Raw genomic sequence first — 19,914 nt, 5'->3', positions numbered from 1 at the left:
AACCATGCACGCGTGATGCCGCGTGCAAGATCAACGCAGCGTGAGTTATCGCGAGAATAAAAAATATGAACTGTTCATCGCGACCCATTGCATGAACCGTTGCGTGCGAGGGTCACGAGGTCTTAATGAGCGATACGAAATAGTCCACGTCACCGGCGCACATCGCCGGCTCATTACGAGCAATCATCCCCACACGACCGGCGCGACACGATCTTGCCGGTCAGCCAGGAGCTTCAATGAATACCCAGACGAAGACGACGCATACCCTCAACGACCTCATCGAAATCGCGCGCGACGGCAAGGACTTCTACACGGAGGCGGCGCAGAAGGTGAAAGATGCCGAACTCTCCGCGTTGTTCGTGCGCATCGCCGGTGTGAAAGGCGACATCGTCACCAGCCTGAGCTCGGCGGTGGTCGCCGCGGGCGGCAAGCCGGCCGAGCACGGCACCTTCGTCGGCTCGATGCAGCAGTTCTACGGCAAGGTGCGCGCGACCCTCGGCGACACCCAGTACGGCTACGTGGCCGAACTGGAAGAGTCGGAAGATCGCCTCCTCAAGGCTTTCAACGAGACCCTGTCCGACAGCGACACGCCGCCGGCCGCGCGCGTCGAAGTCGAACGACTGCTGCCGCAGGTACGCGAGTGCCATCAGGTGATGAGCTCGCGCAAGCATGCGCTGAAAGCCGCGTCCTGACAGGCGGCGTCGAACCACTGAGGTTCGAGGCAGCATCGACCCAGCCGCGTCGAACACGCGCTGCGGCGGACGATAAAAAGAAAGCCCCGTCGGCAACGACGGGGCTTTTTCATATCTGCATCTGAGCAACAGCGATCAACGCAAGCGAATCGCCAAGTCGCGCCCCGCGCTCGCCTCGTTGCCGCTGTAATCGCGCGCGCTGATGCGCAGGGTGTAATCGCCGGCCGGCAATTCGCTCGGCGACCACAGGCCGGTGGCGACCTTTCCGTTGCGCACCGTGTTGGTCAGCACGTAGCGGAAGCGGGTGATCGCGCTGCCGTGGACGGTGATGCCGCTGTCGGCGGCGTACAGCACCTTGGTCGCGTCGTCGGGCGGCTTGCGGTCGAACTCGATGTTCATGCGCGGCTGTTCGTAGCCGGGCAGCGGCTTGCCCGCGGCATCGAGCCATTGATAGCCCAGCGTGTACAGACCGAGCCGGCGCCGCGCCAGGTTGTCGTCGACCTGATCCCAGGCCTCGACCACGATCTGCACGCCCGGTTGCCCGCGCGATACCAGCAGGCGGCCTTGCTCCTTCTGCGCGAGCGGCTGTTCCAGCGCGTCGAGCAACTGGATGCGTTCGATCCGCGGCGCGTAGTGATCGGCGTAGCCGGTGAAGCCCAGGGTCACCGCATTGCGCTCGTACCCGTTCGACCCCAGCGCCAGATGGACATGCGCCATCGGGTTGATCGTGCCGAGCACGTCGCCGGCCTTGAAACGGGTGCCGCGACGCAGGCGCATGCGCTCGGTCTTGCCGTCGTCGCCGGCGATCGGCTGGAAGCGCGCGATATCGATCGGTTCGCCCTTGCCGTTACGGCCCACGCGCATGTGGATGTAGCTGATCGTATCCAGCGACGCGCCTTCGCCGAGGCTGCCGTAACCCCACGAACTCGACGGATTGCTGGTCTTGGCGTCGGCGATCGCCAGCACCTGCTGGCCGATGTCGCCGCGGATGTCGAAGCCGCCGTGCAGGTGATGGCGGCTTTCGCCGCGGCCGTCGCCGCGTACTTCACCCAGGGTGCCGACGACTTCGTGCCACGCGTCCTGCGGATGCAGCGGCCAGCGGCCGGCGGTGAACGGCAACGGGTCCAACGGTGACGGGCCGGCGACGGTGACGATGGGCTGCGCCGCGGCCGGCGCGATGCGGTGCACGCGGTAGCTGCCTGCATCGGTGAGGTAGATCGCGCCGTCGGCGTCGAGGCTCATCGCCGCGGGCAGCGACAGGCGTTGCTCCTGCGCGTTGCCGGTCAGCGGCACCCAGTTACCGTCGGCGCGAACCTGCAACACCATCCCGGTGGACATGTCGCCGACGTACAACACGCCGTCGTGAGTGATCGCCAACGCAGTCGGACGCGACAGCGGATTGTCGCCTTCGGCGGTCGGCAACAGGTTCAAGGTGCTGACGTCGCCATCGGGTTCGACCCGGCGGATCGCGTGGTTGCGGGTGTCGGCGACCCAGACGATGCCTTGCGCATCGATCTCCAGCGCGGTCGGCGTATCGAAGCGCGCGATTGCCGCCGCGCCGTCGCTGTCGCCGGGCCGTTCGCCGCCGGCCAGCGTGCTGACGGTGCCGTCGGGTTCGATCACTCGGATGCGGTCGTTGTAGGTATCGGCGACGAAGACGCGGCCGGCTTGACTCACCGCCACGCCGATCGGCCCGTTGAACTGCGCCTGCGCGCCGGCGCCGTCGCGATAACCGGCCACGCCGGTGCCGGCCAGTGTGCTCACCACGCCCTGCGGCGAAATCTTGCGGATCGCGTGATTGCCGGTGTCGGCGACATACAGGTTGCCGAGGTTGTCGATGGTCAACCCGGACGGCGTATTGAACGCCGCCTTGGTGCCCGCGCCATCGGCGAAACCTTCGATCGAACCGGCCACGGTGGCGACGCGGCCGTCGGCGCGGATCAGCCGGATCAGATTGTTGTCGCCGGCATCGGCGACATATAACGTGCCGTTGCCGCTGCGCGCCAGACCGTAGGGATCGGCGAAGCGCGCCTGCGCGGCGGTCGCGTTGCGCAGGCCGCGCACGCCGTCGCCGGCGATGAGTTCGAGTTGCGCGTTCCAGCCGAACGGCGTCGGCGCGGGTGCGGGCTTGGCCGCGTTCAACAAGGCGCGCGGCGCGCCCGGTTCGATCACGAAGGTCGCGGCGAGCGCGGCCGCGGTCAGGCCGATCGCGACCAGAATCCAGGAAGTGCGGTTCATTCAAGTCCTTGTTACGCGAGCCCGCGCGACAGCGGCGGGGCTGCACCAACCTGGATTCTAAACGGCGCGCGCGCACCAGTGCGCAAGCGGCCGCACGGGCCGCTTGCGCATGCACTGCAAGATGCCGACGCGCGGACTCAGCGGCGCGCCGCGCCGATGCCCAGATGCTCGGTCACGATGCTCGCCACCGAGGCAAGCACGGCGTCGCGGCCGTCGCCGTCGAGCTTGCCGGTGGCCAGGTAGCTGACGATCAGGATCGGTGCGCGGCCGGGCGGCCAGACGATCGCGACATCGTTGGTGGCGCCGTCGCCGCTGCCGGTCTTGTCGCCGACCCGCACCCCGGCCGGCAGACCTGCGCGCAGGCGCTTGTCGCCGGTCTTGTTGGCGACCAGCCAGGCGATCAACTGCTTGCGCGAGGATTCCTTCAAGGCATCGCCCAGCAGCAGGCGCTGCATCGTGGCGACCTGCGCATTCGGCGTGCTGGTGTCGCGCGGATCGTCGGGCGCGCCGCCGTTGAGCGTGGGTTCGGTGCGATCGGTGCGGGTGATGCCGTCGCCGATCTCGCGCAGGAATCGGGTCAAGCCCTGCGGGCCGCCGACGAGCGGATACAGCAGATTCGCCGCCGGGTTATCGCTCAAGGTCACCGTCGCCTCGCACAGTTGCGCGACGCTCGCGCTGTGGCCCACCAGCGGCTGGGTGAACGGCGCATGCGCGATCATGTCGGCGGCGGTGATCGGCACTTGCTGCGACAACGTGACTTTGCCCAATTCGACCTGTCGCAGGATCGCCGCGGCCAGCAGGTACTTGAACGTGCTGCACATGCGGAAGCGTTCGTCCTGGCGCCACGCGATGCGCTCGCCGCTGCCGGTGTCGAGCACGGCCACGCCCAGGCGCCCGCCGCTGCGCCGTTCCAGTTCGCCCAGGCGCATGGACCAGAACGGCACCACCGGGGTCAGCGCGGCGGCGCCGAAACTGGCGCTCGCGCCGGCGGCGAGCAGCAGGCCGCTGGCGCATTGCAGAAAATCGCGTCGTTGCATGGGCAGGTCTCCTTGGGGAACCCGGATTATTGGCAGCGCGGGCCATCACGACAAACGAGGATTTCTCGCGGCAGGCAAAAGAAATCCTTGCAGCGGCTGCAACCGTCGCGACCTGGGCCGTATCTGTTGCAGCAACTCAAGTTTGTGGCATCGGCATGAACGCTACCGTGCAGTTGGTTGTAATCGCTTCGCTGCTGACCGTCGTGGTCGGCCCGCTGCTGTGGGGCGTGGTCGGCGTGCTGCGCTCGCGCGGCGCGGCGGTCCGGGTGGCGCCGCGCAGCGAATGGAGCTGGCGGCCGACCCTGCAGTCCACCGCGTTGTACGCATTCAGTTTCAGCCTGATCTTCTTCATCCAGGAACTGTTCCTGGTGGTGCCCAAGGCGCTGACCCCGGGCCTGCGGCCGACCTTGTTCCACAACAATCACCACTGGGACGGCGACAATCCGCTCGCGCATCTGTTCCAGGGCACCGGCGCCTTGGCGATCTTGCTGGTCGCGATCGCCTGCACCGCGTGGCTCGCGCTGCGCCCGCCGCGCAGCATGGGCTGGCGGCTGTTCGCGATCTGGATGGCGTTCCACGGCTACTTCCAATCGCTGCCGCAGATCGTGGTCGGCTCGGTGGTGCCGCAGAACGACGTCGGCATGGCCTTCGACTATCTGCAGCTCGGCGCGGGCACCAAGCTCGCGTTGGGTCTGACGGCGCTGCCGATCATCGCGGCGCTGGCGATCGGTTTCGCCAGGCCCTTGCTCGCGCTCGCGCCGCAGGCCGGCGACATCGCCACGCCGGGACGGCGCAGTGGCTTCATGTTTCGCATCGCGACCTTGCCGGCCTTGCTGGCATTGCCGTTGATCATTGCGATGCGGGTGCCGGGCAGTCTCGATCAGGTCGCGATCGTGCCGATCGCCGAGTTCGTGATCGGCGTGTGGTGGCTGCAGGCCGCGGCATGGTCGACCGCGTCGGCGCGATCGGCCGGCATCGCGCCCGCGCGTTCGCTGGCAGTGCCGGTGGTGGCGGTGATCGCGCAGTTGCTGATCTTCCAACTCGTGCTGCGGCCGGGCATCGCGTTCTTCTGATGCGTCGGCCTTACTGAGCGCAGGACGCGGTCTGCGCGTCCGCGTCGCCCGCGGCCGAACGCGCGCGGCCCGGCGCGAAAATCGCCAGGCTCAGCGCGGCCAAAGCGCACACGCCGAGGCCGCCGTACCACAGCACCCATCCGAAGCCCTCGATCAACGCGGCATGCGCGACCTCGTGCGTGCCGCCGCTCACCGCCCGCAAGGCGTCGACATCGCCCGCCGCGATCCGCCCGGCGAGCTGCCGCAACTGCGCGCTATCGAAGCGCGCACCGAACACCCCACGCAGATGCGCGGCGATGCCCGCGACCAGGATCAACCCCATCAAGGCGATATTGATCGCCAAGGTAATCAACCGCGCGCTCATGTCGATGCCCGCGGCCATTCCGGCGCGCGAACTCGGCACCGCGGCGGTGGTGGTATTGGTCACCGGCGTATTGGTCAGCCCGAGGCCCGCGCCGGCGAGCAAGGCGCCGGGCAGCATGCTGAGCCAGCTGGCGTGTTCGACCGCGCTGCCGTAGCGCATCGCCAGGAAACCCGCGCCGATCGCGAACAGGCCCAGCGGGATCACCACCCCGGACGAATAGCGCGCCGACAAGCGTTCGGCGAGCGGCGGCATCAACAAGGTCGGCAAGGTGTAGGCCAGCAGCGCCAGTCCCGCGCTCACCGTGTCGTAGCCCAGCGCGCTCTGGTAGTAGATCGGCAGGTAGATCATGAACGGCCAGAAGCTGAAGTTCATGCCGATCGATCCCATGATCGAGCCGGAGAAATCGCGGATGCGGAACACCGCGAAATCGAACATCGGATGCGTGCTGCGTTTTTCCGCGATCACGAACGCGATCGCGCCGATCACCGCGATCGCGAGCGCAGTCAGTGCAACCGGACTGGCGAAGCCTTGTTCCGGCGCCTGGGTCAGGTAATAGGTCAGGCCGAGCACCGCCAGCGACAAGGTGACGATGCCGGCGCGATCGAGCTGGTGCGCGTGCGGATCGCGCGACTCCTGCGCGCCGAGCGCGATCAGCACCCAGGTCAGCGCCGACAGCGGCACGTGCACCAGGAACACCCAGTGCCAGTTCGACAGCGCGACGATCGCGCCGCCGATGATCGGCCCGAAGCCCAGCCCGGCGCCGAACACGATGCCGAAGATCGCGAACGCGCGGCCGCGTTCGCGCCCGGCCTGGAACTGGTGCGACAGGATCGCCATCTGGCAGGTCAGCATCGCGCCGCCGGCGAGCCCCTGCGCGAAGCGGCTGGCGATCAGCACTGGCATGCTCTGCGCCACGCCGCAGATCAGCGAAGTCACGCCAAACGCGATCACGCTGAGCACGAACACGCGGCGGCGGCCGTAGCGATCGGCCAGCGTGCCCGCGGCCATCAGCACCGTGGTGCAGGCGATGGTGTAGGCGTTCATCACCCACTGCATGTCGCGCAGATCGCCGTGCAGCTGGTTTTCCAGGGTCGGCAGGATCACCGGCACGCTGGAGATCTCCAGGCCGAACATCAGCGCGGCGAGGCTGACCGCGGCTAGGGCGAGGGTGTTTTTGCCGGAGGGGGACAGGGGCATGGGGTGTCCTGGGAAACGGTGGGGCAGGGCTTCGCATCGCCGCGCTTGGTTTGCGCCGCGGTCGTGTTGCCAGTGGTCAAAGGTGCGTGCGTCGCCGGCCAGCAGGTTGGCTGGCGCAAGATCGCATCGCAGCGTCGAGGTTTTTTGTGGGAGGGGCTTGAGCCCCGATGCCTTTCGCTCAGATCGCGAAGGTCTTCAGTGACCTGAGCGAAAGGCATCGGGGCTAAAGCCCCTCCCACAAAAGACTCCGAAGCTTCGCGGCAATTGGCGGCGTCGCCAATCAACCGACACCGCTCATTCTCCCCGCCCCGGACTCATGAGAGAAATGATTTAATTTTGTAGAACCCATTACGGCCCCTCATCAATCGCCGTATCCTGAGCGCATGGACTTCGACCCGGCCCTGCTGCGCACCTTCGTCGCCGTCACCGAAACCGGCGGCTTCACCCGCGCCGCCGAACGCCTGCACCTGACCCAGTCGGCGATCAGCCACCAGATCCGCCGCCTGGAAGAACAAGTCGGCCGCCCGCTCCTGCGCCGCACCACCCGCCGCCTGACCCTGACCGAAGACGGCGAAGACTTCCTGCGCCATGCCGGCCAGATCCTGCAATCGCTCGACGCCTTGACCCGGCGCTTTCAGCCCTCACCGATCGCCGGCGTGGTCCGCTTCGGCGTGCCCGAGAACTTCATCGGCGATCGTTTGCCCAACGTGCTGTGCCAGTTCGCGCGCGCGTTCCCGTCGATCCGCCTGGACGTGAGCGTCAGCATGAGCATGGACCTGCGGCAGATGGTCGAAGCCGACGAACTCGACCTCGCGGTGATCATCGCCTTGCCGGGTAGCGGCGCCGGCACCGTGCTGCGACGCACGCGCTGGGTCTGGGTCGCGGCCGATTACTTCGACGTCCCCGCCAACACCTCGTTGCCGTTTGCCTTCTTCCCGCCGCCGTGCATCAACCGGCAAGTCGGCATCTCGGCCTTGGATGGCACCGCGGTCGAATGGCATGTCGTGTTCACCTCGCCGAGCCAGCAGGGCCTGCACGCGGCGATCCTCGCTGGCCTTGCGATCACGGTGATGGCCGAGGACGACGTCGAACCGGGCATGCGCATCGTCGACGGCGAATACGGCCTGCCGACCTTGCCCGACGCCGAGTTCGTATTGATCTGGAACTCGCTGGAAGCCGCACCGGCCGTATGCGAATTCGGCAAACTGATCCGCGACCTGCCGGCGACCGCGCCGAACCCTGCGCCGAATCCGATGCGCATGCGCGGCGTTTGATTCGTCGCAACGCTCATCTCGCAACGCCCGCGTCCATTCCCCAACCCCGTGCTGTTCTCCCCTTTGAAAAAAAGGGGGGGATTTGCTTTTCGTTTCAGACCAAACGCAAAAGCAAATCCCCCGCGCCAGCCACTACAACCCAACCTCACGCATCGCAGGGCGCAGCCCCCTTTTTCAAAGTGGGCGAATCGACTCGCACGCTCACACCTACAAGCCGACGCACGACCACACCCCGTGCTTTTCCCCCCTTTGAAAAAGGGGGCAGGGGGGATTTGCTCTTAGCCCGTCCCCCCACACCCGCCCCATCCACAAACAAACCCCCACCCCCCTCATCCCTCAGCCAAAGCCCGATAGACCCTTCACCCCCACCTAGCTACCATCGGCCGACCTACCGAGGGCCTCCCCAATGAAGTTGCCAATCGCCACGCCCCTGGCGGTGCTCTGCGCCGCCGTCCTGTCGCTGCCGGCCCACGCCGCCAAGCCCGCCAAAGCCCCGAAGGCGCCCAAAGCCCCGACCTTCGACACCAAGCGCCTGTCCGACGAGGTCAAGACCCTGTCCTCCGACGAGTTCGAAGGCCGCGGCCCGGCCACCGCCGGCGAGACCAAGACCATCGACTACGTGGTCGCCCAGATGAAGGCGGCCGGCATCCAGCCCGGCGGCGACCTCAAGGACGGCAAGCGCCTGTGGACCCAGGCCGTGCCGCTGCTGCGCACCGAAATCGCCGGCACCCCGACCCTGTCGGTGTCGGTCAAGAAGAAGGCCCGCGCCCTCACCCAGGGCAACGAGATCGCCGTGCGCGCCGCGCTCGACGGTTCCAAGAGCGTCAGCTTCAAGAACGCCCCGCTGGTGTTCGCCGGCTACGGCGTCGCCGCGCCCGAGCGCCAGTGGGACGACTTCAAGGGCGTCGACCTGAAAGGCAAGATCGCGATCGTGCTGATCAACGACCCCGACTTCGAAACCGGCAACGGCGACTTCGGCGGCAAGGCCATGACCTACTACGGCCGCTGGACCTACAAGTTCGAAGAAGCCGCCCGCCGCGGCGCGCTCGGCCTGCTGATCGTCCACGAAACCGAACCGGCGTCCTACGGCTGGGCCACGGTCAAGAACTCCAACACCAACACCATGTTCGACGTGGTGCGCGACAAGCCCAGCGCCACCCACCCGACCATGGAAGGCTGGATCCAGCGCGACCTCGCCGTCAGCCTGTTCAAGAGCGCCGGCCTGGACTTCGAAAAACTCAAGAAGCAGGCGCAGACCCGCGAGTTCAAGCCGGTCGTGCTCAAGAACGTGACCCTGTCGGCCAACTACGCCGTCGACAGCCAGGTCATCACCTCGCAGAACATCGTCGGGCGCATCGACGGCAGCAAGAAGCCCGACGAAACCGTCATCTACAGCGCGCACTGGGATCACCTGGGCGTCGGCCAGCCCGATGCGAAGGGCGACAAGATCTACAACGGCGCCGTCGACAACGCCACCGGCACCGCCGCGCTGATCGAAATCGGCCGCGCCTTCGCCAAGGGCAAAAAGCCCCTGCGTTCGGTCGTGCTGCTCAACGTCACCGCCGAGGAAAAGGGCCTGCTGGGCTCGGAGTACTACTCCGCGCGACCGCTGTACCCGCTGGCCAAGACCGTCGCCGTCATCAACATGGACGCCCTCGACCCGACCGGCCCCTCGCGCGACTTCACCACCTCCGGCAGCGCCAAGCAGGACCTGCTGACCGACCTGATCAGCACCGCCCAGCGCTGGAACCTGAGCTACGTCGACGACCCGAAGCCCGAAGCCGGCCACTTCTTCCGCTCCGATCACTTCCCCTTCGCCAAGCGCGGCGTCCCGGCGATCTCGTTCGGCTCGGGCGAAGACAAGGTCGACGGCGGCATCGCGGCCGGCAAGGCCGAGAGCGAAGCCTACAACCGCGACCGCTACCACCAGCCCGCCGACCAGTGGGAGCCCACCTGGACCTTCGCCGGCATGGCCCGCGACATGCAGATCCTCTACACCCTGGGCAACGAACTGGCCAACTCCAACAAGTGGCCGAACTGGAGCGAAGACTCCGAGTTCCGCGCCGCGCGCGACGAGACGGCGGATCAGCGTCCGAGCAAGTAAACCTGCAACCGCGCCGGGCCCACCCCGGCGCTGAAAACCAACGGCCGCGTCGGAGCGCACATCGCTCCCCGCGGTCGTTTCGTTTCTGACAGCAGGTCGCCTGTTCCATCCAAGGCGCATCACCCGCCCCCCAATCGCGACGCCAGCCTCGTCCACCCCCTGTAGGAGCGGCGCAAGCCGCGACCGCGCAACCTCACCTTCCGCGACCATTCCAATCAAGATTGGTAAACCCAATCCCGTCGAATAAAGTCGATGCCTAGCTTCCCCCGCCGGCCCATTCCACCGAACACCTAAGCCGCCGCGAAACATTCGATCCCTCGCTCCGACCGCACCCAAGAGCAACCCCCATGACCGACCCCTCCGACCACAACCCCGCAGGCCCCCGGTCTTTCGCATTGCGCGGCGAAGGCGCGGATAAGGATTTCAACGAGGACGTAGTCGACGCCATGCGCGCCGCGGCAAGAGCCGGTGAAAACGTGGCTGCAATCGTCGCGCGGGCCTACGCGGTCGAGCCGGACTTACGCGGCAGCAAAATCTGGTTGATGCGCTATTTCCGACTGTCGTTCGGCCTCGCGATCCACACAGTCATGCGCCTGGAAGGCGCGCACTGCGTAGACGGCGGCCCGATCAGCGACGATCAGCTCGACGAGATACTGCTAGCCAAGATTCGCGAGGCCCTGCCGCACATCCCGCCGGATTGATCATTGCGATCACGTCGGCAGATTGCGCGTCCCGTCCAGCCCCGTTCCCGACTGTAGGAGCGGCGCAAGCCGCGACCGCGAACCATCGGCCCCGTCGCTTCCTGTTCTACCGACTACAGTCCGCACAACCACGTAAAACCCTACCCACTGATTCCGTGCGAAGCCCCTCATGCGCGCTGCGACATACACGTTCTACTTCGACCGCGAACCCGTGGGCTATTTCGATCGCGTGCCGGACGCCCCCGGACCCTACCCATACGAAGCCTTCCGCGGACCAGGGCACTACCACCTGCACCTCGCCCTGGAGTCCGACGGCACAGCCCATTGCCTGGGCCGCATCAACCCACACCAGTGAATCGAGTTCGACATAGTGGGCAAATCGGACGACGGCGAACTGCTGCTAGCAAACATCACAGCGATACCACTGCCGCAAGCCGAATAAAGCCACGCAAGCCGCAGCCTCATTCAAAGCCAAACCCCTCACCTCCGGGTTTGCAGCCCACCACGACGATCCCACCGATCGGACCGACCCATGAGCCACGAAGCCCTGCTGCTGACCTACCTGCGCGAGCAATGGCCATTGCTGGACCAGCTTCGCCTGGGCGTATGGGTGGCCCTGCACGAGCCCCTGACCGAAGACGACGACCAGGCGATCACGCCCGTGCGCAAGGCATGGCTGCTCGACCACCGCCAGGCGCATCCGTGCAGCGCGGTGTCGTACAAGATTTTCAGCGAAGCGCAGACCAACCCGGGTGCGGGCGGACGCTTCGAACGCGGATCGGCGCGACTGGCGCCGTATCCCACCGAGGGGCACTACTACCTGGATTACCAGGCCGGCCCCTTGTTCGGCGAAGCTTGGCGCGTGCGCATCGACGAAGGCCACGTCGTGCGCGTGCGTGGCCTATGGAAGTCCTGACGCCGACGCCACCGCCGCGCCCCGGCCCGGCTCCGCGAGCACACTGAGACCCAGCCCACGCGATCAGGTCGGCAGGTTATGCCCGATCCGCCACAACACCCCGCTCGGATCGAACAGCGTGAAATCGCGCATCGCCCAGGGCTGATCCTCGGGCTCGCTGATCGCCACGCCGAAGGTGTCGGCGATCTTCTGCTCGTCCAGATGCCGCCACCAATCGTCCGCGTTCTCGACCAGCAGATGCATCTGGAAATTCTGCGCGTGCTCGGGGACGTAGAACTTCTGCAACAGGAAGCTGCAATTACCGTGGTGGACGTAGGCGAGGGTGTCGTCGGACCAGGGGATGGTGAAGCCTAAAGCCTGGTAGAAGCGCTTCGACAAATCGAAATTGCGCGCCGGAACAAAGGCTTTGGCTTCGATGGATTGCAAATTAAGTTCAGTCATAAACGATTCGGAGAGAGGGCGTTGTGCGATTATTGTGAGGCGTTAGGGGGCGGAGCGTAGTATCTATAACTTTACTTCAGTCGGCAGGGGGGCGGATGGAACTGAACGGTTGCGCTAAAATATTTTATACAGGCGGCGGGCTGGCCTGGGCGTTTGCTGGTCTTGATGGAGTCTTGAAGGGATATGTAAATTCTGATGTGATGAGAGGGCTGGTCATAGTGGGTATTTTCTCATTGCTGATTGCATTGTCGCTTTCAATAGCGAACTTTGTGATGAAGCGGGGTACGTTTGAGGGGTCCTATAAAGCTCGGCATGTCAAAAGACGAGAGCTGAATGAGGTGCTGGATTTTTCAGCAAGCTTTGTTCCGCAAGTTCCACCTCTAGATAGATTGTTAGCGATACACGATGCGAGTAAATGTTGCATATGGTTTGTTGAGAGGGTGTCTGGTTTGCATGGCGAAAACACTTCAAGACGTGTTGGTTTTTTTTCAATTATTAGCTTAACCGAAGGCGCTGTTTCTCTATTGTCTGGCAATAATATTAATGGCCTTAGGCTAGATCGTTCGCATATTGCTGGCCCGCGTCGAAAGGTTGCGGGTCTGTATATAGGAGGTATGGGGGCGCGCGGGTTTAGAGCCCGAGGATGGCTTGTGCAGCACATTCAGGCGCGTATATCTCAATTCTTTGATGATGGCGGTCCAGTCGTTTTTACGAGGCCCGTTACTCAGGATGGTCTCCGTCTCGCAGAGAAACTAGGCTTCGTGCCAGTCCTGGCGAGCGAACCTGGGATTGGCGCCGTTTATCGTCTGGATGGCGAATAAATTTAGGGGGCGGGCTAGTTTTCGATTTTATCTGATGCATCAGCGATTTTTGTTGGATTGGAGTGGCCATGATTCCACTAAATGGGCGCTGACTTATCTCGATGACTCATGCACTTGGGTGGACTTGGTAACTCAAGTGTGATTCGGCTAACCCGAAATGGGTTATTTTGACTTGGGCTTTAATCTTCTTGGGTGCCTACAGTCCTCAACAAGCCCGAGTACCTGCGCCTACGCCAGTTGTTGGTAGAGGCCCGTGAACGCGCTGGTCTGACTCAGACCCAGGTAGCCGAGAAGCTGCACCGCGCACAATCGTTCGTCTCCAAGTACGAACTGGGCGAGCGCCGATTGGATGTCATCGACTTCATGCACGTGTGCGCCTGTCTCGATGTTGATCCGGGCGATGTTATCCGGCAGGTCGCTAAGTCCCGCAATTAACCATCTGTATGCTCGCGCCGCGCCTTTATTGTGGATCGCGGGCTTTTCTTTGCATTGCATACCCCAAAACGGGTTGAAATTACCCCAAAACGGGATATAAAGGCGTTGATGATCTTTGCATCGGTCATCACGAATAGCCGCAGCAATGTTCGGAAGGAGTCGCGCATGCCAGTCCCTACATCACAAGCATCTCTTGCTACCTCGCTTCAGCGTCACGAAGCCGTCTTAGGCGAAGCCAATCTAGCGATGGCTCGAAACTGGGCCGACTGTCTCGGTGTCCCATTGGCCTACCTCTACGCCGACAACGCCGACCTGGCCGAAGTGATCCTCGCCTTCGGACTGCTGTCCGAACCAGAGCAACGTCGCCTCGCGGTAGAGCTGAAGGCGCGCGTCAGCCCACAGGCCGCGCGTACCCGCCCAGTCCGCAAGGCGCGGACGACGCAGCGCACGCGCTGAGCCGGGTCTTGCCGCGCGGTTGCCGGAGTGAAGCCGCTGACGCCGGCACGGTGAAGAGCGACTCCAGATGTTGAGAGGGTTTCGTCCGGCCCGACATGCACCATCGATATGTATTTTTTCCATTCCGTAATCCAAAAAAGCCTCATCGATAGGCCGGCGAGTGATTCCGGAATCCGAAAAAGCTCCATGCGAATAGCGGATAGCTGCTTCGGAATCCGAAATGGCTGCATGCGAGCAGCAAATCGGTACTCCCGAGTGCGAAAGCGTCATTCGCGAGTCCGAAATCGAGACTGCGGAGTCCGAAATAGCTTCACGCGAGTCCCGGATCGGGACTGCGGAGTACGAAAACGTCCTTCGCGAGCAGCAGATTTGGACTACGCAGTCCGAAAGAGCTTCACGAGAACACCGAATCGGTATTCCGGAATGCCAAATTGGCTTTCGCGAATGTCTCGCCCGTTCTACGGAATCCGAAATAGCTTCATGCGACCACCTCGCTGGCCTTCCCGAAGGCCGGTCGGGCCTTCGCAACCGCATCGCCCCTGTTCGCAAGTGCTGCCCGGGGTCTGCGATGCAGCCTCATGGCGCAACTGAACGCTGCCGGGCGCGTCGCGCGCAGCCCCTTGGTACGCGGTGGGTGCAAGTAACAGGCAAAAGCGCGGGCGCTGGCAGGCCGAAAAGTGCGTGACGCTGGAGCCGCCGGCCGCGTAAGGTTGTCCACGCGTAACAGGAGAAAACGCATGGTCTGTCGACAGGGACGTTCGCCGCGATCCAAGCCAGTCGCGCGCCGGAGAGGGCTTCGATTAGCCAGCGCGCTCGCCGCGCTGTGTCTGTTGGGCAGTGCCGGCAGTGCGATGGGCCGTTCTGCATCGGAGGAGGGGGCGCCTGCAAACGCGTCATCGCCGATCGTCACCGAACCGGTGGGGCAATCGGTGGCCTGCCCCTCCGCCGACTTCAAGGAGTTTTTGAAGGCATTCGCCAACCGTGGCGCTGTGCAGTCGGCCTATTCGCTATGGCCGTACAAGGCCAAGTTTCCCTATTACTGGGAGCACGACACTCAGCCGGGCGATCCAAAATTCCCGCGTTGGCAGGTCGAGGAGCGCGGCGACGTACCGAGCATCCAGTATCGCTACGATGCCGCGCGCGACGTGTATGTGTACGACACGCAAGTGCTGGCGGCATCCGAGCGCTGGACGAAGCCACGCGATACCCAGCATAAGCGTCCGCCCCCGCCGCTCGCGGGGTTCAAGATCAAGCGTGTGTCTGCGACCCGATACGACGTCGTGATCGATGGGGGCGTGACCGACAGTTTCGAGAAGAAATCCGACTGCTGGTACTTCGCGCAGCATTGGGAGTCCGAGCCGCTGGCGGTTTGCAAATGGCCGGATGAGTGCCGCAAGTTGCGCGAATACGAAGGCCCGTCCAACTGACGTTGCCCGGTTTGTGGTGAGTGGGCGAAACCAGGTTGCGGGTCTGGTGGCGGGTCGGCTTCCTGTCGAGGCAAGCGCGAGAGAGAACGTACAGCCGCGCCCCGTACGTGATGACAGTACGTTGCCGCCCTGTTCCGATCCTTCGCTGCGTCAACGTCGCCACGTCATTACGGCGGTTACTGCACGGCTGCTACTGCTTGTAAATTTCAATCACCCGAAGGCATTCCTCGCCGCCGTATTCGCCGGTCAGGTCGATGCGAACCTCGGCGCTATCGAACCGATAGTCCACATGCCCCGTGACGATGTCGCTGCCGGCCGTGGCGAGCATGCGCTTGGCGCCGATCCACTCGGCCGCGCGTGCGACGGGCAGACAAGGCTTGGCTGCGAGGTCTACTCGCACATCGCGGGCGTCAGGATTGGTCACGGTTTGGACAATGACCGCGCCGTCATCGAGCGAAACCGGAGCCTTGCTGTTGACGAACGGGGACAGTGGCGTGCCTGAGGCAACGCCGTAGCGCGCTTGCAGTGCGGAAGTCACTTGATCGACACCCGCGGCGCCGCGTTGTGCGGGTACTCGAATCAGGCTTTGGGTGTCGAGCGCATCGGATGCGGATTTGGTTTTATGGGTGTTGCAGCTCACCAAAAATACAGCCAACGCGGAAATGCGAAACATGGAGTTGCGCATTGGGTGCCCTGGTCTGCTTTTCATGGTCGATCCCTCGATAACTGGCGCTAGGATAAGACGCGTCATTGCAGGTAAGTATCGCGGAGGATCGAGTCATGGATGAGAGAGGTGAGCACTGGCGCTGTGAGCGAGATGCCGATTGCCCACGAGGTAATGCCGGGTTCGGCGCTGTGAGCGGGAGCGGGAGGCGGGGAGCCACAACGATGCGTTGTGCAGCGCGATCGGCAGGCATCGGCCGTGGTGATGCGGAGGTTTTCTCGCGCTTGTTTACTGGCGAGGCAAAGCTTATTGCGAGAGGCGCTTGTAGATGGCGATGGAACGAACGCAAGCCGGGCCTTGGCGCTGCGCCTCCATTTCGATGTCGATCTGCGCGCTTTGGAAGAAATAGCTCGAATGGCCGGTGGTCATGTCATCGCCATCCACCTCGTAGCCCTTCTTCGCGCCGATCATTGCCGCAATGCGATGGGCATCCAAGCAGGGACGTTCCGCAATCCCCAGGAATACGTCCCTCGCCACGTCGTCGCTGCCGTTGATGTTGGTGACTGCCTGAGTGATGACCGTGCCGTCGGCCAGGGTAATGGGCGTCGCAGTATTGGTGAGCGGAGACAGTTCGACGTTCGAGCGTTCGCCATAGCGTGCCTGCAGGGCGCGAACCACTTGATCGAGGCCCGCGTGCCCGTTTTCGGCGGGCAATCGCACCAGCTGTTCTATCGACAAGCTTGATGCAGAAGGCGTCGTGCCGATCGATGGTGCGCTGGTGCAGCCGGCAATCACGGTCGCGAAGGCAAGCCAGCCAAAGGTCAATCGGATTGAGGTGATGTAGAGCTTGGTCGCCATGTTCCGGTCCTTCGGTGCTCGACAGGTCAAACGCAGTATAGAAGCCAAGATCGTTGATGGATCAGTTGGGGGGGGTATGACCGATGAAGAACGCAAGCGACACGAGGAAAATACACAGTTTCTGGCTCGCAATGCTGAGTTCCTCGATCTGCCCCAGGAGTTTCAGTCGCTGGTTTTGAAGTCCTCCCATGCCAGTGCCGATTTCAAGGAATTCTTCTCCAATGGCGGGCGGTTGGTGGCAGATCCTTCCGAGCCTTTAGCCGCCTATCGATCGGAACCGCATCGCGAAATTCTCGTCAACAAGAGTCAGTACGAGTTTGCGAAGACCCCTCAGGGGGCGCATCTCGTGGCGGGATTGTTTTCGCGCATGGCCCACGAGGTGGGTCACGACAAGGATCGTCATGCGGTTTTTCCCGTGAACGCAAGTGCCGACGACTACGTTCAATTTCGCAGCGAGAAGGAAGCTCGGGCGATCTTCAACGCATTTCCCATCTTTGCCGATCTGAGTAAAAGCGAGCCGTCGTTCAGGCCCAGGTGGAGCGATCTTGGCTACAGCACGCTGGGCTTGGACTGGCCACAGTTATATGACGGCTGGAAGGATGGAAGCCTGGACGATGCATCGGTGATCAAGGCGATGGCCAAGGTCGTCGTCGATCAACCGTACACGCGTGCCGATGGCCTGGAGGATCAAAATCAGGATGGTCGCCTGACCCAGCGCGATCTCTATCTTCGCGATTACCAACGCCTGCTGCGACCTTCGCCGTCGCAAACGGATGCTTCCGTTGATCCATCCGATCCGGCCGACCGGGCTTTGATTCGCCAACTGCATGACAAGTTGCCCGGCGCGTTGGCGGGCCAGAATTCGATGCCTGCCGGGCAGGCGCTGGACTGCATTGCGGCCAATCTGGCGGTGCAATGTCGGCTGGCGGGTATTCGGCACCCCGATCACGTCGTGCTGGGTAGTCCAATATCGGACGGCCGGCGCAATCTGTTTGCCGTCGAGGGCGGATTGTCCGACCCCGCGCACCTGCGGGCGCACGTACCCGCTGATCCGGCCATGCAGGCGCCAGTGCGCGAATCTGTGCAGCAGTTGGACGCGCTTAGCAAGGAGCGGGCCCAGGAACAGGCGCAGAGCCAATCGCAGGCGCCAGTTCAGCAGCAAAGCGGTTCACCCGTTATCAAGCTATAGAGACTTACGGGTCGCGCCTCACCACGTCCTTCCCCGCCCGCAACGCATCCATCACTTCATCCCAGCACCCAAACTCGTCCCTCAGCACCGGCTTCAACTGTTCGGGCACCGGATAACCGTCCAGGTCGTCGTCGTACTCCCAGTCCTCCCACGCGGCCGCGCGGGTGTCGAAGGTGTACGGGGCGTTGATGGTGGCCGCGTTGAAGAAGTGGTCGTCCCAGATCAGCAGCGGCGCGGTCGCGGTGCCGTCGATGTAGAGCTCGCCGTGGTTGGTATGGCCGAGCACGGTGTCGGTCACGTCGGCGTCGCCGCGGATGCGGATGAACGCGCCGCCGGCGATCAGGCTGCGCGCGCGCAGGTGCTCGCGTACCAGCAGGACCGGGCCGGCCCAGTGGCTGATGATCGCGCCGCCGACGTGCAGGCTGCCTTCGATGGCAACGCCGTCGATGGCTTCGTCGGGCGGGCAGCCGGCGGCGTCGCGCCAGTCGTGCCGCGGCGGGTTGGCCTTGCCGTCGGGGCGGTCCCATTCCAGTTGCAGGTCGCCGTCGACGCGCAGGTCGCCGGGGACGACGAGGATGCGCCAGTGGGCGGGCAGGTAGTCGGGGACGCGGTAGGCGTCGGCGAGTTCGGACAGGGCGACGATGCGGGGCGGGTTCGGCGTTGGGGCCATGGGGACTGTTCGACGGACGGTCGTGTTCGGGCTTGCGATCTTAACGGTGCTTACGCATATTCTTGTGACCCAGGTCGCACAAGGTTGGGGCTCATGGACAGGGCAGGCGAAGGCGAGAGCCTCCAGGCGCGGGCATCGTCGCGGCGCGGCGAGCGGCCCAATGCAGTGCGGGTGTCGGCCATCGCCGGCGCGTTGGCCTTGCATGCATGGTTGCTGCTGGCGGTGACCTTGCCGGTCAATCCATTCGAGCGGTCGGCTTACGTGCCGGCCGGCGATCCGTTGGTCATCCAGATTCCGTACCCCGAGATACCCGATCCGCCCGGTTGTGGTGGCCTGCGCTTTCCCGCTCGGCCGCCGAACCTGACGGCCATCGCGCAGCATGTGCGCGTGTCGATCGATCCCACGCCGACGCTGCCGTTGTCGGTGCCGAGCCTGCTGGACACCTTGCGACTGCCGCCGGTGCATTACCGCGCCAGTGTCGATAGGCCGCTGCAGGCCGTCGCTTCGCCCGCGCCGGTGTATCCGCGTAAGGCGTTGCGGGCCGGACTCAGCGGCTCGGTCGAGATCGAAGTCGTCGTCGGCATCGACGGCGTGCCGTTGTCGGCGAGGATCGCGCGCAGCAGTGGCCACCACGCGCTCGACGAGGCGGCGTTGGCCGCGGTGCTGAGCGGCTGGCGTTTCCAGCCGCGGATGCGCGATGGCGAGGCGGTGGAGGCGGTCGCGCGGGTGCCGATCGATTTCGTGTTGCCCGGACGCGTCGCGCGCGGTTGAACCATCGGGCATGATGCCGCGTCGGCGAGGGAGCGCGGTTTGCGTTCGCCTCGCCGAACAACGATCGAAAACCAAAAACACTCCAGGAGGGATGTGTGATTACACGTAGTTTGTTGTCGGCGCTGTTGCTGTCTTCGTTCGTGGCCATGCCTGCATTTGCGCAGGGTGCAGCCGAGCCGTCTGCGTCGCCGCCGGCCGCCGCGTCGGCACAGGCGACCGTGCCCAAGCTGCACATCGTCTGGGATTGCGGCGAGTGCGAGCACAACGACAAGGTGCCGCCGCTGATCGAGCAGGCCTATGCGGAAGAGGCGCAGAAGCATTCGGTCACGGTGTCCGAAACCGAGATCGCCGAAGTGGCGATCACCGATATCCGCCAGCGTCCGCCCGGCGTGCGGGTGATGTTCGGGGTGATGGCGGGGCGCGATCGTCTGGCGCTGCGCATCCGTTATCGCGATCGAGACCACGAGGTCAAGGACACCTCGTCCAACATCATCCAGGGGCTCAACAGCCTGTCGGCGTCGGTCGGCCGCAAGGCCTATGCGCAGTTGTCGGCGGCGCCTGCGCCGTAACGTCCTGGCCGCGCCGG

At 64.2% G+C, this 19,914-nt stretch carries 20 protein-coding genes; 13 read left to right on the top strand and 7 right to left on the bottom strand.

All coding sequences use genetic code 11. From position 1 onward, the window contains the following. Positions 1-236 precede the first annotated feature (236 nt). Positions 237-692: a PA2169 family four-helix-bundle protein gene (locus tag KME82_RS21585; protein ID WP_215495830.1), complete on the top strand. Its 456-nt coding sequence runs from the start codon at positions 237-239 to the stop codon at positions 690-692. Positions 693-827: 135 nt separating this feature from the next. Here KME82_RS21585 and KME82_RS21580 read toward each other — a convergent pair whose 3' ends face one another. Both KME82_RS21580 and bla read right to left on the bottom strand, forming a co-directional pair. Continuing rightward, positions 828-2,930 carry an NHL repeat-containing protein gene (locus tag KME82_RS21580; protein ID WP_215495829.1) on the bottom strand — a complete coding sequence of 701 codons (2,103 nt, stop codon included), beginning with the start codon at positions 2,928-2,930 and terminating at the stop codon, positions 828-830. Between the two features lie 137 nt (positions 2,931-3,067). After that, entirely contained in the window at positions 3,068-3,967 is a 900-nt protein-coding gene (gene bla / locus KME82_RS21575) for a class A beta-lactamase (protein ID WP_215495828.1), read from the bottom strand. A 155-nt stretch (positions 3,968-4,122) separates the two neighbouring features. Between bla and KME82_RS21570 the strand changes: the two genes are divergently transcribed. Next, on the top strand, positions 4,123-5,040 hold the full coding sequence (locus KME82_RS21570) for a hypothetical protein (protein WP_215495827.1): 918 nt from the start codon (positions 4,123-4,125) through the stop codon (positions 5,038-5,040). 10 nt (positions 5,041-5,050) lie between these two features. Here KME82_RS21570 and KME82_RS21565 read toward each other — a convergent pair whose 3' ends face one another. Next, positions 5,051-6,601, bottom strand: a complete 1,551-nt coding sequence (locus KME82_RS21565; protein WP_215495826.1) for an MFS transporter — start codon at positions 6,599-6,601, stop codon at positions 5,051-5,053. A 383-nt stretch (positions 6,602-6,984) separates the two neighbouring features. On the opposite strand from KME82_RS21565, the gene KME82_RS21560 reads away from it, so the two are divergent. The 4 genes from KME82_RS21560 (at position 6,985) to KME82_RS21545 (ending at position 11,596) form a co-directional block, all read left to right on the top strand. Further along, complete coding sequence (locus KME82_RS21560; protein WP_215495825.1) at positions 6,985-7,875, top strand: LysR family transcriptional regulator; 891 nt, start codon at positions 6,985-6,987, stop codon at positions 7,873-7,875. Positions 7,876-8,281: 406 nt separating this feature from the next. Continuing rightward, complete coding sequence (locus KME82_RS21555) at positions 8,282-9,979, top strand: M28 family metallopeptidase (protein ID WP_215495824.1); 1,698 nt, start codon at positions 8,282-8,284, stop codon at positions 9,977-9,979. Between the two features lie 347 nt (positions 9,980-10,326). Beyond that, entirely contained in the window at positions 10,327-10,680 is a 354-nt protein-coding gene (locus KME82_RS21550) for a hypothetical protein (RefSeq protein ID WP_215495823.1), read from the top strand. A gap of 532 nt (positions 10,681-11,212) precedes the next feature. Beyond that, on the top strand, positions 11,213-11,596 hold the full coding sequence (locus KME82_RS21545) for a hypothetical protein (RefSeq protein WP_215495822.1): 384 nt from the start codon (positions 11,213-11,215) through the stop codon (positions 11,594-11,596). Positions 11,597-11,659: 63 nt separating this feature from the next. Here the strand turns inward: KME82_RS21545 and KME82_RS21540 are convergent, their stop codons facing one another. Further along, on the bottom strand, positions 11,660-12,037 hold the full coding sequence (locus KME82_RS21540) for a VOC family protein (protein WP_215495821.1): 378 nt from the start codon (positions 12,035-12,037) through the stop codon (positions 11,660-11,662). Between the two features lie 95 nt (positions 12,038-12,132). Here KME82_RS21540 and KME82_RS21535 point away from each other — a divergent pair, with 95 nt between their 5' ends. The 4 genes from KME82_RS21535 (at position 12,133) to KME82_RS21520 (ending at position 15,176) form a co-directional block, all read left to right on the top strand. Further along, a complete protein-coding gene (locus tag KME82_RS21535; protein ID WP_215495820.1) occupies positions 12,133-12,858 on the top strand; it encodes a hypothetical protein in 726 nt (241 codons plus the stop codon). A 192-nt stretch (positions 12,859-13,050) separates the two neighbouring features. Then, entirely contained in the window at positions 13,051-13,293 is a 243-nt protein-coding gene (locus KME82_RS21530) for a helix-turn-helix domain-containing protein (RefSeq protein WP_215495819.1), read from the top strand. Between the two features lie 282 nt (positions 13,294-13,575). Beyond that, on the top strand, positions 13,576-13,749 hold the full coding sequence (locus KME82_RS21525; protein ID WP_215495818.1) for a hypothetical protein: 174 nt from the start codon (positions 13,576-13,578) through the stop codon (positions 13,747-13,749). An 851-nt stretch (positions 13,750-14,600) separates the two neighbouring features. Next, positions 14,601-15,176 (top strand): hypothetical protein, encoded by a 576-nt coding sequence (locus KME82_RS21520; RefSeq protein ID WP_215495817.1) that lies wholly within the window; start codon positions 14,601-14,603, stop codon positions 15,174-15,176. A 190-nt stretch (positions 15,177-15,366) separates the two neighbouring features. Here the strand turns inward: KME82_RS21520 and KME82_RS21515 are convergent, their stop codons facing one another. Together KME82_RS21515 and KME82_RS21510 are read right to left on the bottom strand one after the other, a co-directional pair. Further along, positions 15,367-15,849 carry a hypothetical protein gene (locus KME82_RS21515; RefSeq protein ID WP_215495816.1) on the bottom strand — a complete coding sequence of 161 codons (483 nt, stop codon included), beginning with the start codon at positions 15,847-15,849 and terminating at the stop codon, positions 15,367-15,369. A 297-nt stretch (positions 15,850-16,146) separates the two neighbouring features. After that, entirely contained in the window at positions 16,147-16,698 is a 552-nt protein-coding gene (locus KME82_RS21510) for a hypothetical protein (RefSeq protein WP_215495815.1), read from the bottom strand. A 76-nt stretch (positions 16,699-16,774) separates the two neighbouring features. Here KME82_RS21510 and KME82_RS21505 point away from each other — a divergent pair, with 76 nt between their 5' ends. Beyond that, positions 16,775-17,887, top strand: coding sequence for an XVIPCD domain-containing protein (locus KME82_RS21505; RefSeq protein ID WP_215495814.1), 1,113 nt, complete (start codon positions 16,775-16,777; stop codon positions 17,885-17,887). A gap of 4 nt (positions 17,888-17,891) precedes the next feature. Here the strand turns inward: KME82_RS21505 and KME82_RS21500 are convergent, their stop codons facing one another. Then, positions 17,892-18,557: a hypothetical protein gene (locus KME82_RS21500; RefSeq protein ID WP_215495813.1), complete on the bottom strand. Its 666-nt coding sequence runs from the start codon at positions 18,555-18,557 to the stop codon at positions 17,892-17,894. Between the two features lie 93 nt (positions 18,558-18,650). Here KME82_RS21500 and KME82_RS21495 point away from each other — a divergent pair, with 93 nt between their 5' ends. Together KME82_RS21495 and KME82_RS21490 are read left to right on the top strand one after the other, a co-directional pair. After that, the gene (locus KME82_RS21495) at positions 18,651-19,328 is read left to right on the top strand and encodes an energy transducer TonB (protein ID WP_215495812.1); all 678 of its coding nucleotides are present in this window, start codon (positions 18,651-18,653) and stop codon (positions 19,326-19,328) included. Positions 19,329-19,423: 95 nt separating this feature from the next. Next, on the top strand, positions 19,424-19,897 hold the full coding sequence (locus KME82_RS21490) for a hypothetical protein (RefSeq protein WP_215495811.1): 474 nt from the start codon (positions 19,424-19,426) through the stop codon (positions 19,895-19,897). The last annotated feature ends 17 nt before the right edge of the window (positions 19,898-19,914 follow it).

The organism is Lysobacter capsici (assembly GCF_018732085.1).
GTDB lineage: Bacteria > Pseudomonadota > Gammaproteobacteria > Xanthomonadales > Xanthomonadaceae > Lysobacter > Lysobacter capsici_A.
This window is presented reverse-complemented; position numbering and strand designations above follow the sequence as displayed.